This window comes from Paenibacillus phocaeensis (assembly GCF_900021165.1).
GTDB lineage: Bacteria > Bacillota > Bacilli > Paenibacillales > Paenibacillaceae > Fontibacillus > Fontibacillus phocaensis.
Map to the genome: position 1 here is coordinate 153010 of NZ_FCOQ01000008.1, position 12874 is coordinate 165883.

The window sequence follows — 12874 nt, forward strand, 5'->3', positions numbered from 1 at the left end:
CAACCTTCCTTTCGTGACTATATTCATCGTGAATTTCCGGTCAGGAGCCGGCTGTTCGCCCTGCGGATCCCGATTTCCCGCCGCCTAGCGCAACGATCCGCGCTTTGCCCTGAATCCCGGCGGCGGCATTTCGCGTATCGAACACGAACGGCGCGTGCTCCAAGACGTCCTCCAGCGGCAACCCGCTGTGATGAACCGCCAGCACCACGCCATCCGAAGAGGCCAATCGCTCCTCTGTCAACTCCACCGAACGCAGCTTGACGCCTCCGATCTCCGCCTCCGGAATCAGCGGGTCGTGATAATCGACCGCCGCGCCTTCGGCCATCAACAGCCGGATCAATTCGATGACGCTCGATTCGCGGATATCGGCAACATTCTCCTTGAACGTAATGCCAAGAATCAGAATTCGCTGGCCTTCAAGAGAGGGGACGTTCAATTCCTCCTGCAGCCGGGAAACGATGTAGGCCGGCATCTCGCGGTTAATCCGCGAGCTGATCTCGATAAACGAGCTGGCCGCCCCCACCTGTTGCGCTTTCCATTGCAGATAGATCGGATCAACCGGGATACAGTGTCCCCCGACGCCGGGGCCGGGGTAGAACGCTTTGAAGCCAAACGGCTTCGACGAGGCCGCCTCCACCACTTCCCAGACATTGATCCCCAAGCGATCGCAGAGCAAGGCAAACTCATTGATGAACGAGATATTGACGAAGCGGAACGTGTTTTCCAGCAATTTGGCCATTTCCGCCGTTTCCGTCGAAGACACCCGGACGACAGTTCGGAATGCCGCGCGATACAGTTCCTCCGTCCGGTCGGTGCAAGCGGGGGTTATCCCGCTGACGACCTTGGGGATGTCCCGCAACGGATAGCGGCGGCTTCCGGGATTCACCCGTTCCGGGGAAAACCCGACAAAGAAATCCGTTCCCGGGTTTAGCCCGTTTTTTTGCAGGAGAGGTAAAATAACTTCCCGGGTTGTCCCGGGGTAAGTAGAGCTTTCCAATGCGACCAACTGCCCGGGCCGAAGATGTTCCCCGATGCTTTCGGCAGCATCGATGAGGTAAGTCATGTCCGGTACATGCTGGTCCGTCAAAGGGGTCGGAACGCATATAATGATCGCTTCGGCGCCCGCGAGCTCCCCGAAGTCTGAAGTTACCGTCAATTGCTGCGCTTCGACATAACGTTGGATCTTCGCTTCCGGAACGTCCGCGATATAACTGCGCCCCATTCGCAGAAGCCGCAACTTATTCTCGTCCTTGTCGAGGCCGATGACGCGAAAGCCTTGGTCCAGGTAAGTTTCGGCCAAAGGCAGACCGACATAGCCCATACCAACGATGGCGATGATACGTGACAAAATCCATCTCCCCTTTCGCTTGATTTTTGACGATGGACGATCCAATCGCTGTTCTTCCGTAACGGAATCAACCAACGATCGAATCTATCATTTGGAGTAGCTGCAGGGTGCGGATGGAGGTCGAATGTTTCTCTCGGACGAACTCATAGCCTTGCCGGCTGATCTTGGCCCGCAGCGATTCGTTGTTCGGATGCAGATAGAAATGGAGTTTGGCCAGAAAATCCCGCTCCGTGACGGCTGCAAAATGCACGCCGGATCTGAAGCCAAGCTCCCGCAGATCGGTGTTGTCGGGAGCGAGCAGCAGCGTGTTGCAGGCGGGCACCTCAAAATATTTGCGCAGCGGATAGCGGTATATCGAGTCGCAGGTCAAGAAAATCTTGGCCCGGTTCACTTCAAGGGCAAACCCGCGCGCCACAGGCGCCTGGGCCTCGGAGCCGAAATTCGCATAGCCGGGGTGGCTATGGCATACGAAGCCGGGATACCCGGACAAAGCCGTCTTCATCTTATGGCGAAGCGGGTATACCTTCGGATTGGATGCGCCCATGAGCAGAACATCGATATTTTTCCGGCGCCGATAATCCCTGAACACACTGGGTTCCACGAAATGGGGGAGCCAGAACAAGCGGCCCCTGAACTCGGGATAACGCTCACCGAACGCTTGCCGATACATCGTAAAGATGTTCGCGGACGGAAACCGGCGCAGAAATTCCCGGCGCTGCTCGGGCTTGGCGTGAAGATCATGCATGATCATGCCCCAAGGCAGTTTCAACTGGGCCAGCCCATGAACTTTAGGGCAATAGGAGGCATGAAACATGTCGTTAAACAGAACGAAATCGGGCTGAAAGGGAATCCTCCGGAGAATCGCCCGCACCTCTCCGCCCTTATAATCCAAAGCCAAATCGGCGTGTTTTCGCAGTTCCAATTGCATATAGTGGAAATTCCGCTCCAAATATTGACTGAAATCCTTCGTCACGAACAAAATTTTAAGCCGCTTCATCCCTTCAAGTCCTTTTCTGTCGGAGATCAAAGATTCGTTTAGCAGAAAACCTGCCCGGGACTCCCCGAGGCAGGTTCTCTGGGCCTAACCTAACCCTGTTGGGCAATGCCTGTAAAAGCTTCGGGACCGTTGCGGACTGCCGTTGTTGCCCCGGAAATAAAGGACGTATATACGGTTTCCGGAGCGGCCGGAGCCAGGAGGTCGGCGGCTATGAAAGACGTGACTTCCGTCGAAGTGGCGTTGCTAACGACGCCATCGAGCGTAAAGATGACATTGGCGGGAGCATACGTCGCACCGCGAACGATTTCGACTGTATACGTATCGCCAACATCCCCCAGAATGCCGATGACCCCTTGCAGTATGACGATCGGATTCGGAACATTTTGCGTCTGCAGGCCGATGATCCCGAACAAAGCGGGAGTATCTGTGAGCGGCGTTCCCGGGAAACCGGGTTGGTTGGAGTTTACGGAGCTTCTGGCATCAAGAAAGACACCCATCTCTTAATCACCACCTTCTTGTAATCTAGTACAGGTTATGATCAGAGAGCGGTTTTGGTATAGACAACTTGCTCAAGATAACCGCTTATTTTAGTGCCTATCGGCAAGATCCACCCGATGGTTAGGAAGTAGCAATAAGGTGAGTCAGCGCGTCCCGGTAGCGGTTCTGGATGAACGCGATTTCCGCCGAAATGGCCGCCTGATGGCGCAGCGTCCCCATCCCTGAATGGCGGCGATAGGAAACCAACGGCACGTGCAAATAAGGAAATGCGGCGCGGGACAGCAGCACCCGGTGCCATAAATCGTAATCGTGAGTATAAGGCAGAGCCTCATCAAACAAACCGACGCGCTCGATCAGGCTGCGGCGAATCATCACGGTGCAGCCGTTAATCGGATTCCCGCTGTACAAAGTATTGGCCAACTCCCGCATCCCGAGAGGTACCATGCCAGCATTATATTGAGTAACCCGGCCGTATTCATCGATATAATGGAAATTGGTATGAGAAATCTCCGCGCCTTGCTGCTGCATAAAATTCAACTGAAGCGCGATTTTCTCGGGCATAAACAGATCGTCCGAGCTGAGCCAGGCGACGTATTCCCCGGACGAATGACGGATTCCGTGGTTTAGCGCGGAGGCCGTTCCGCCGTTGGCCTTGCCCAGATAATAAATATGCCCGCGATAAGGAGCAAGCCGCTCAGCATGAGCGGTCGAGCCGTCGTCAACGACAATGACCTCCGTGTGCGGGTACGTTTGATTCAGCGCGCTTTGCACCGCCTGTTCGATATACGGACAATTGTAAAACGGAATAATGATGCTTACGCGTGGATTCATGACGATGCGGTTCCCTCCTTGCGAAAATAGTCCAGTACCTCCTGCAGGGATCGTTCCCAGGCCACGCCCGCGCGCCATCCCAGAGCCCAGAGCGCCTCGGGAATCGGCGGCTCGGCACTTGGCACCGCCCCGTCCCCAGCCGGAGGGCCGATCTGTATGTTCAAATCCCCGACATCCGTCAGTTGGGCGAAATCCTCAACCAACTCGGCCAAGCTCCGCTCCCGTCCCGAGCAAACCGGATAAACTTCGCCGATCTCCCCTTGGCGCAGCAGGATTTCATAAGCGTCCACCGCATCGCGTACGTCAAGGAAATCTCGCCGGGCGTCCGCCGAACTCAACCGGAAGGGAGGAGAGGCCTCCCCCCGTTCCAAGCGAACGATGTGCCGGGCGAGCAAAGCGCAGATCCCCGTCGACGGCCCCGCGCCGACCAAGTTACCCGGTTCGGCGATCAGGACACCGAGGCGGAACAGCTTCCCCCACGCTAACGCGGCGGCCTCCTGCAGGGATTTGCTGAGCCCGTAAGGGTGGGTCGGACGAAGCGGCCGCTCGAGTCCGAACTTAAGCCGGGAGCCGGCGACGAGAATTCGGGTCTCCCCCAACCCGCAGGACTGCAGGGCATCCAGCAGGTACAGGGTCGTCATGAGATTGCTTTCCATATAGAGCAGCGGCGCAGACCAGGAATCCGGCACCGAGTTTTTGCCGCCGAGGTGCAGAACATACCGCGGCCGGGTCCGGTCGATCGTCCGTCTGACCGCCGCTTTGTCCGTCAAATCGCAGACCATGTACTGGACTCCTTGGATGGCGGGCAGCCCGGCTTCGCTTCGCACCACCGCAAAGACCCGGTACCCCTTGGCGGCGAAACGGCGGCTGGCGTGGCGGCCGGTAAAACCGCCGGCTCCCGTGATAAGGATCGCCGCCCCGTCACCCATGCCGTCTCATCCATTCGGCCATTTCCTCCAGCATCTGCCGGAAGGGGGGAAGAGGAACCGCCGCCTCCGGACGGGTGTTCACCAGGGTCCGATCGAGCGCGGGGCCGTCGTCCTCTTCGACCTCAATGTCGTCTCTCCCCCAGATTTCCCGAAACAGCTGAAGCATCTCGTATTTGCTGACCACTTCCGGATGCGCCAGATGGATCAATCCGGACACCGGACGATCGAGCAATAATTCGATCGTTTTGGCCAGTTGCACCGTAGTCACGCCGTTCCATTTGACCCGGCTGTACCCGGACACCATACCTTTTTGGCTCATGAACCAATGGAACAACCCGATGCCCTGACGGCGAACTTCCGGCCCGATGATCGAGGTGCGGATCGTCAGATGCCCTTCGTCGCGCACTTCCCCGAGCGCCTTGGTTAAGGCGTAGGTCGTGACGCCGTCGGGTTGATCGTCCTCCCGGTAGCCGCCGCGGTCGCCGAGAAAGACGCAATCCGTACTGATGTGAATCAGTCGCGCGTTCATTTTGTCCGCCAAATGCCGCAGCCGGTGGGGGAGAAATCCGTTGATGTGGTAGGCCATGATTTTGTCGCGGTCGGCAAACTGGTTCAGGACCCCAACTGCGTTGATAATCACGTCCGGACGAACGAGCTGTACGGCTTGATCGACGGCAACGATATCGCCGGCATCCAAGATCAGCGAATCGGGATCGCCGGAATCGCGCGACGTATAAAACACCCGATGCCCTCCGTGTTCCCGGAAATGCCGCACCAGGACATCGCCGGCCATGCCGTGGCCTCCGAGGATCAGCATTTTCATGACAGAAATCCCCCTTTATCCAACATGGCCCGAATCTCTTCCTTATTCATCAACTCATGCTCCGAGCTCAGCTCGCCGAAGGTGACGAGCGGCAAATGACCGTAACGCTCCTTCAAACCGGCAATTTCCAGCGCAGGCATAATGACCAGATACTCCTTGTCGTAGACCACGGTCGTCCGGCTTTCGTATTCGCTGAGCAGCAGCTCGTGAATCCGTTCCCCGGGCCGAATCCCCGACTCCACGATCGATACGTTGGATTCTCCCGATTCCTCGATCAGCACCCCTGCCAGATCGACGATCCGGCAGGTCGGCATCAGCATGACGAAGATTTCGCCGCCCACGCTTTCCCGGGACGCCTTGAACAGAAGCTGGATCGCTTCCGGCATCGTCAGGAAGAATCGGGTCATATTCAAATCGGTGATCCGAACCTCCTTCTTCTCGCGAATTTGCTGTTTGAACAGATGGATCACGCTGCCGTTGGTGCCAAGGACATTCCCGCCCCGGATGCAGACAAACCGGGTTTCCTCCTGGAGCAGATTGGCGTATACGACCAGTTTCTCGCCAATAGCTTTGGTCATACCGTAGAAGTTGGACGGGTTGGAGGCTTTGTCGGTAGAGATATAGAGAACTTTCTTGACTTTGTTTTCGATGGCGGCTTCGATGACATTTTGCGTACCGACCACATTCGTCTTCAGCGCCTCGCCGGGCTGTTCCTCGCAGATGGGCACATGCTTCAAGGCGGCCAGATGGTACACGATGTCCACATTCCGACAGGCGGCGGACAACGCTTCCTTGTCGCGGATATCCCCGATGCGGAACGTCAGACGCTCGTCGTTAAAGGTGCGGCTCATCGCGACCTGGGCGGCTTCCCCCCGGGAGTAAACGATGATCTCCTTCGGCTCCAGCGGGAGGAGCTGGCGGACCAGCTCGTATCCCCATGAACCCGTTCCTCCGGTGACCAAAATGACTTGATCTTTAAACATTCAGCTTCCCTCCAAGCACGAATTTGACCACTTTTTGCGAGACCTTCTCCTCCAGATACCCCTCGGGACAAGACCAGGAGCGCTCCATCAAGGCCATCATCTCCGCCGCTTCGGCGATTCTGCGGGCATCTACGCCGGATACGACGTTGCTGCCGCAATCGACCGTCTCCGGCCGCTCCGTCGTACGGCGAATCGTGACCGTCGGCACCTGCAGGATGCAGCATTCCTCCTGTACGGTGCCGCTGTCCGTCAACGCACAGAGGGCATGCTTCTCCAGCTTCACGAAGTCGAAGAAACCAAAGGGTTCATAAAATTCAACCAATGGATGCATTTCCAGCTTCAGATCACGTTCGATCCGCGATCTCGTGCGGGGATGGATACTGCATATCAACCGCTTGGAGGAAGTCTCCGCCACCCGGTTCAACCCTTCCATAATGGCGTGTAAAGAGGCGGGGCGATCGACGTTCTCGGCGCGATGAGCCGTAACCAGATAATACTCTCCCGCCTGAAGCCCCAGCCGCTCCATAATATCGCTGGCATCGATCTGCGGTTCGTAATATTTCATCACTTCATATATCGGATTGCCGGTCAGCACGATGCGCTGGCTCGGTACGCCTTCCGCGAGCAAATGAGCTTTGCTCTGCGGGGTGTACGGCATATTGATGGTCGACACCGCATCGATGACTTTCCGGTTCTTCTCCTCGGGAACCTCCAGATCGTAGCAGCGGTTGCCCGCCTCCATATGGATCGCCGGGTACCCAAGCCGCTCGGCCAGAACAGCGCACAGCGCACTGTTCGTATCGCCCAGCAGCAGCACACGGTCCGGGCGCTCGGCCTCCAGGATCCGCTCCATCTGGCCAAACATGGCTGACAGCTGGCTGCCCAGCGTCGTTTGATGATCCTGAAAGATGTAGTCGGGCTGTCTCAAGCCAAGCTCTTGGAAAAATACATCGCTGAGACTAGCCGTAAAGTTCTGCCCCGTATGCACCAGCACATGTTTGTCAGCCCACCGGTCCAGCAGCGGGATAATCCGGCTGAGCCGGATGATTTCCGGCCGGGTTCCCAAAATGGTCATGATTTTCACGGTCTCATCTCCTTGCAGACTTATGGCGTTTACGTACACGTTTCGTACGGGTTCTTCCTGCTCTTCGACCTGGTTTGCGCCGGTACCGGGCCAGCTTGCGAACGCGGCCGGTTCCGCTTCGTCGGGCGGACGAGCTTCTTCCTCCGCCGGATCTTCTCCTGCGGAGCCGCTTAACCCGTCCCCGTTGGACCCTGCTGCGGCGCCCGGCGGGATTGGCAGGTTCAGCCGGCGGCATCTCAGCCGCGGGCCCCTCGAATTCAAGCCCGCGGGATTCCGCCCCGACAAGGGCGGGATCTCCCGGAACCGGCTCGGGACGAGGCACCGCATAACCTTGAAGCCCCTGCATGCGCTGCACCAACCCCTGCAGCCGCAGCTCATAAGCAGCCGGGCCAAACACGGCCTCTGCCTGGGCTCGATTGTTCTCCCCCAGACTGCGGACCCGTTCTCCCGAGGACAACAGTTCCGCGCATTTCTCTACAATTCCGCCGTTCTCTCTCACCGGCACGAGGTAAGCGCCGCTGCCGACCGCCTCCAAAATTTCACGCAACCCGCCCGAAGCATAGGCGACAACCGGTTTGCCGAAGACCATTGCCTCCAGCGCGGTTAATCCAAATCCCTCCGGCAGGATCCCGGGAACAACTACGATGTCCATTGCGCTAAAAGCGGACTCCACATGGTCTTCAAAGCTGACGAATATAAAGCGGTGTTGATGCAGCGACCCCTGAACCGTTCGCTTTAAGTCCCGGTAATATTCAGGTTGAATCTCCGCGCCAATGACAACGAACTTGGCCTCCGGGAACCGGTCTGCAAGATCCAACGCCGCTGTAATGAAGTGATCGGCCCCCTTCTCGGGAATCAGGTAAGAGGAGATATAGCCGATCAGTACCTCCGAGGGCTTCACCTTCCATTGCGCCCGTTTATGCCACCGCTGTGCCGGCCACATCTCGGGGTGGACATCCTCGGGATTCCAGGAAGGATACAGCAGCGCGGTTTTGTTGGCCGCCTGTGTCCGGAGGAAAGGAAGCAGAACGGAGTCGGAAATCCCGATGATCAGATCGCTGTACCTGTCGATCAAATTCACCGCTTCGAGGGTCGACTCGTTGGTCGCAATCACCTCCGTGATCTGCCAAATGACGGGGATCCCCAGCTGTTTCGCAGCGATCGCCGGCGAGATGTTCACGCTGGTATTCACAAGCACGGCATCCGGCCGTTCCTCATTCAGCAGCTCCACCGTTCGCCGCACCTGCTCGCCCCAGGCGACGGCATGGAACTCGCCGGGCAAGCCGGCATGCGGGGAACACATACTGTAGAGCAATCCGTTCTCGCACAGCAGGGTTCGGATCCCGTAACGTTTGGCCAATACCGACAAACTGCCATGCCGTGGAACCACCAAGGTACAATCGTAATACGCCGAAAGCCGCCTTGCGTTAAACAGCAGTAGCTTCTCAGCACCGGTTACGTTTCTTGAATTGCACACATGGGAGAACAGCAGCAGTTTCTTCTTCTCCGACACGACGGCCCCTCCTTTGCTTGTGCTCTTCCCGGGCGCTCGGACCCATCCGCTGATCTGCAGAAATCACCCGAAAATCACAGACAGCAGCTGATCCAACCGATTGGCATACGTATGCTCCCGCAAGGTTCGATCCAGTGCACGCAGGGCGATCTCCCGTCTTTCTTCCTCATGGGTCAGGTAATAACGCACTTTATCAACCAGCTCCTCGGGGGAGGAGAAGGTGACGATTTCTTCCCCGGGCAGGTAAAACGAAGTTAAGTCGTCGCGCGCATCCACCAATTGAAGCGTGGCGCAAGCCGAGATTTCGAACGTCCGGGGATTCGGCGATGCCGCCGGAATGCCGGCTTTATTGTTGTTGACGTCCTCCTCGAACGGAGAACGGTGCAGATTCAGAACGATTTTCGACCCGCTGTATACTTCTGCGGTCTCCAACGGTCCCATCCACTTGCCCAAATCAATGCGATCCGCATAGGTCGGGAACTCGGGCATCCGATCCCACCAGATGCCGTTGATTAATAAGCCTTGTTCCATCAGTGCGGGAAGAACCGGTTGAAGATAGGCCACCCGATTCCAGTAAGCCGAGCCGATAAAGCTTAAATTACGGCGATGCGGAGAGGGAATCAGCGTTGGACGGTAATGATCCGGATACGCGGCAAACGGCAGATAATGAACCTGGCTGCAGCCGGCTGCGCGATAGAGATCAACACAGTTCCGTTCGAGCGTAAATACATAATCGTAGCTAGAGCTCAGCGGAATCGTCAGATCGGTGTAGTACGGATCATCCGTAAACCAAACGGCAGTCGGAATGCCCATAGCCCGCACGGCATTTAGATGCTCCACGGGGAGCTCCAGCCCGTCGAGTGCGAGCAGCAGGTCGGGCTTATGCTGCACCGCCAAATCCGCAATCGGGTCGCCCGGTACGGCGGCGATCAACTCCGTGGTTAAGGTGCGGAGCGTAGACGTTACCGCTTCGTCAAGCGGAGAATACGGGAATCCTTTCCCTGAACCGACGTACAGCACTTTCAATTTGCGGACCGGAAATACCGGCCGCGGTCGACTCACGATATAGCTGGCTCTCCCCCTCAGGTACCCCTCTGCGTAGCCGTCACGGAGTCCGTTGGTTCTTCCGCTTTCAGCCGGGCCTAAAACGGTTGGAATTGTTTGGTCAGCCGCTTCTTCTGTGAACATAATGTCACTCCTTTTTTTGAGTTGGTTCTTGGAACTAGCTTTCGACGACGGCAGCCAGCAGGCGGCTCAGCCGATCCAAATAGGTGTGAGCAGCCGTCGTCGTCCACAACGAACGCCAAGCGATTAAACGCCGTTCCTCCTCATGCTCCAGGTAATAGCGAATTTTCGCCTCCAGCTCCACTTCATCCCGGAACGTCTCGATATCGTAGCCGGGTTGATAATAGGAGACCAAATCACTGCGAATATCCGTAAGCTGGAAAGCGCCGCATCCGGCAATTTCATAGGTCCGCGGGTTGATGGAGCCTCCCGGCGTATCGCGTCCGTTCCGGTTATCCTGGCCGGCTTGCGTCGGCCGATGGATATTGAGCACGATTTTGGAGGCGTTGTAATAACGAACCGTCTCTTCGACGGGAACCCAACCGGGGCGGATGAACCGCGACAACTGTTCGTAACGGGGCAACCGGTCCCAATGATACCCGGCAATCAGCACCCGCTTATCCTGCAGGAACGAACTTAAGCGGTCGAACAAAGCGACCCGGTTCCAAAAAGCGTTACCGATGAAACACACGTCATAACGATATTCCGGTTGTACCGGAACGGGCCGGAATTGGTGCGGATTGGCGGCAAGCGGAAGATGGTGAACGCTGCGAACGCCGAGGGACCGATAGAGCGGAACACATTCGATTTCGTGCGTGAACACCACGTCGTAGCTTAAAGCCAGCGCGATCGAATCGTCGGTGAAATAAGGGTCATCAACGAACCAGACGGCCGTCCGAATGCCCATTCTCCGAATCTGTTCCATTTGAGCGGCATGATTAGGCGGGAAGATGTGCAGCGAGTTCATGACCAGCACCAGATCCGGACGAAGGCGCTCGGTCTCTCGCAGCATCATTTCCGGAGAAGCAACGGCACACTCGCGCGTCAGCTCCGTCAGCGCCGCCTTAACCCCTTCATCGATCGCATCGAACCCCTGGGGCACATACAACACCCGCAGATCGACCTTCGGCCGGGTAACCGGCGGAATTCGTTCGAGTACGGCCTGGCATCCGCCATACCGGATCCCCTCTTGATATCCGGCCTGATAAGCCTCGCCGTACCGGTTTTCCTTGTCGTTCTCCAAGGTTCTTCATCCTATCTTCGTGGAATTCTAATCTTGCGTTTCCTGGGTCTTAATAAATATATGCTGAGGGGACACGTGCATCATGGACGACTACCCGCCCGCCTGAGAAATTGGCGAATGCCGCCGTCCGCCGCCGAACCTCATACAAAAAAAACCGCTGCCGGTGATCCGGCAGCGGTTTTATGCTAGATTTGATTTTTATAGGCTATTTTATGTCCGTCTTCATACCCCTGAGCAAACCCGTTGTTAAATCCCTCCTGATACGCCGCGTTATACTCCTGGTCGTATACCGCCGCATCTTCGGGCGTAGCCGGCGCAGCGGCGACGGGTTCCGGGGCGCCAACCGGTTCCGGGACCGGCTCGGGAATCGCTGCGGCGGGGATGGGCAGAGCAGCGCGCTTGCGTCTGATGTTTCTTCTGCCGCGGCGTGAACGCAGCTTATGCTGCGCCTTGCGCCGCTTCCGGCGGGCATAGGTCAACTTGCTTCCCCGGCGCAGGGATAACTTCCGTTTCCTGCGGGGCCGAATTTTTCTCAGCGCGCGCGGCTTCACACGGCGGGTGCGCCGAAGTTTGGTTTTTGGCATACTTCTTCCTCCTGTTCTCCTCGGGTAGCGTCGTATGCGGCATAACAAGCTTCGATGATCCACGGCGACGAAGGAGTTCCATTTTTGACGCGATGAAAAGTTAACCCGCAAACCGTGCGGGCCATCGCCTCCTGATATTTCGTTAATCTATCGATATTGCCGGCAATATGCCTGGCGGCGTCGGGGGACAATTCCGTCACATCGGCAAGGCTGCCGAGAATCCGCGCCATCGCCAGCTGACTCTGGCTGATCGCGTCGATCAACCGAAGTTTGGCCTCTTCTCCGGCCTGAAGAGGTAAGATTGTCATTTGCTTGAATCCTCCAGATCAAAATCACCGCCGAACATACCGCTAAAGCTGCCATCCAGGCCGCCGTCTCCGCCGCCTTCTTCCTCGGACGGCAGAATCGTTTTTAAGTTGCTGCACAATCCGTTTTGCAGCTTGGTCAAGCCCTCGATGACCTCTACGAGCTGGTCGTGAACGTCCAGCGGATCTCCCAACTGCTTCTCGTGATCTTCGAAACTGCTCTCCAGCACATGATTCAAAATCCAATTGCGCACCTTCTCGGATTCAACCGCCTTGGCTTCTAAAATCATCGCAACATTCCACTGCATTTTGGCGGCTGCATCCAGGATGTTCAGGTAGGCCTGTTCCCTGCTCATGACATCATACCCCGCTTCATATCCTCACTCTTCCTCATGGCCTTTCAGCTGCTTCATGACAACACCTAAATTTTCCGCCATGGCCTCCTGGAAATCCGCAATGGCATTTAGATAGGAGATCACGCTTTTGTTGATTCGGCCCGAATTCTCCAGAATGCCGGGTGCTCCTTCGAACGCCGGCTCGGCGTCGGGAATCGCATGCACGATCTGCGCCATGCGTACGGCTACCTGGCGTTCCGCATCTATCACCCGCGCCATCTGCTGATGGGAGTGGGCCATGTGTAGGATCATCTCCGAAATTTTTTGCTCCACCCT

15 protein-coding genes are annotated in these 12874 nt (G+C 57.0%); all 15 read right to left on the reverse strand.

Annotation, left to right across the window (positions count from 1 at the left end):
- Nucleotides 1-40 precede the first annotated feature (40 nt).
- Entirely contained in the window at nucleotides 41-1348 is a 1308-nt protein-coding gene (locus tag BN3795_RS02860) for a nucleotide sugar dehydrogenase (protein WP_068783240.1), read from the reverse strand.
- Nucleotides 1349-1415: 67 nt separating this feature from the next.
- Entirely contained in the window at nucleotides 1416-2345 is a 930-nt protein-coding gene (locus tag BN3795_RS02865; RefSeq protein ID WP_068783241.1) for a glycosyltransferase family protein, read from the reverse strand.
- 89 nt (nucleotides 2346-2434) lie between these two features.
- Nucleotides 2435-2842, reverse strand: a complete 408-nt coding sequence (locus tag BN3795_RS02870) for a hypothetical protein (protein ID WP_068783242.1) — start codon at nucleotides 2840-2842, stop codon at nucleotides 2435-2437.
- A gap of 121 nt (nucleotides 2843-2963) precedes the next feature.
- The gene (locus tag BN3795_RS02875; protein ID WP_068783243.1) at nucleotides 2964-3674 is read right to left on the reverse strand and encodes a glycosyltransferase family 2 protein; all 711 of its coding nucleotides are present in this window, start codon (nucleotides 3672-3674) and stop codon (nucleotides 2964-2966) included.
- Nucleotides 3671-4603, reverse strand: coding sequence for an NAD-dependent epimerase/dehydratase family protein (locus BN3795_RS02880; protein WP_068783244.1), 933 nt, complete (start codon nucleotides 4601-4603; stop codon nucleotides 3671-3673). Before BN3795_RS02880 ends, BN3795_RS02875 begins: the two co-directional genes overlap by 4 nt.
- The gene (locus tag BN3795_RS02885) at nucleotides 4596-5426 is read right to left on the reverse strand and encodes an SDR family oxidoreductase (protein WP_068783245.1); all 831 of its coding nucleotides are present in this window, start codon (nucleotides 5424-5426) and stop codon (nucleotides 4596-4598) included. The genes BN3795_RS02880 and BN3795_RS02885 overlap by 8 nt, the downstream gene beginning before the upstream one ends.
- The gene (locus BN3795_RS02890) at nucleotides 5423-6409 is read right to left on the reverse strand and encodes a polysaccharide biosynthesis protein (RefSeq protein WP_068783246.1); all 987 of its coding nucleotides are present in this window, start codon (nucleotides 6407-6409) and stop codon (nucleotides 5423-5425) included. The genes BN3795_RS02885 and BN3795_RS02890 overlap by 4 nt, the downstream gene beginning before the upstream one ends.
- Nucleotides 6402-7493 (reverse strand): non-hydrolyzing UDP-N-acetylglucosamine 2-epimerase, encoded by a 1092-nt coding sequence (gene wecB, locus BN3795_RS02895; RefSeq protein WP_068783247.1) that lies wholly within the window; start codon nucleotides 7491-7493, stop codon nucleotides 6402-6404. The genes BN3795_RS02890 and wecB overlap by 8 nt, the downstream gene beginning before the upstream one ends.
- Nucleotides 7494-7497: 4 nt before the next feature.
- Entirely contained in the window at nucleotides 7498-9006 is a 1509-nt protein-coding gene (locus BN3795_RS02900; protein ID WP_232729837.1) for a glycosyltransferase family 4 protein, read from the reverse strand.
- Nucleotides 9007-9069: 63 nt separating this feature from the next.
- Nucleotides 9070-10194: a CgeB family protein gene (locus BN3795_RS02905; RefSeq protein ID WP_068783249.1), complete on the reverse strand. Its 1125-nt coding sequence runs from the start codon at nucleotides 10192-10194 to the stop codon at nucleotides 9070-9072.
- Nucleotides 10195-10228: 34 nt separating this feature from the next.
- Nucleotides 10229-11314, reverse strand: a complete 1086-nt coding sequence (locus tag BN3795_RS02910; RefSeq protein WP_068783250.1) for a CgeB family protein — start codon at nucleotides 11312-11314, stop codon at nucleotides 10229-10231.
- 185 nt (nucleotides 11315-11499) lie between these two features.
- Nucleotides 11500-11898, reverse strand: coding sequence for a hypothetical protein (locus tag BN3795_RS02915; protein ID WP_068783251.1), 399 nt, complete (start codon nucleotides 11896-11898; stop codon nucleotides 11500-11502).
- The gene (locus tag BN3795_RS02920; RefSeq protein ID WP_068783252.1) at nucleotides 11862-12206 is read right to left on the reverse strand and encodes a hypothetical protein; all 345 of its coding nucleotides are present in this window, start codon (nucleotides 12204-12206) and stop codon (nucleotides 11862-11864) included. The genes BN3795_RS02915 and BN3795_RS02920 overlap by 37 nt, the downstream gene beginning before the upstream one ends.
- Complete coding sequence (locus BN3795_RS02925) at nucleotides 12203-12559, reverse strand: restriction endonuclease subunit S (protein ID WP_068783253.1); 357 nt, start codon at nucleotides 12557-12559, stop codon at nucleotides 12203-12205. Before BN3795_RS02925 ends, BN3795_RS02920 begins: the two co-directional genes overlap by 4 nt.
- Before the next feature lie 24 nt (nucleotides 12560-12583).
- Nucleotides 12584-12871 carry a nucleoside-diphosphate sugar epimerase gene (locus tag BN3795_RS02930; RefSeq protein ID WP_110944967.1) on the reverse strand — a complete coding sequence of 96 codons (288 nt, stop codon included), beginning with the start codon at nucleotides 12869-12871 and terminating at the stop codon, nucleotides 12584-12586.
- Between the last annotated feature and the right edge of the window lie 3 nt (nucleotides 12872-12874).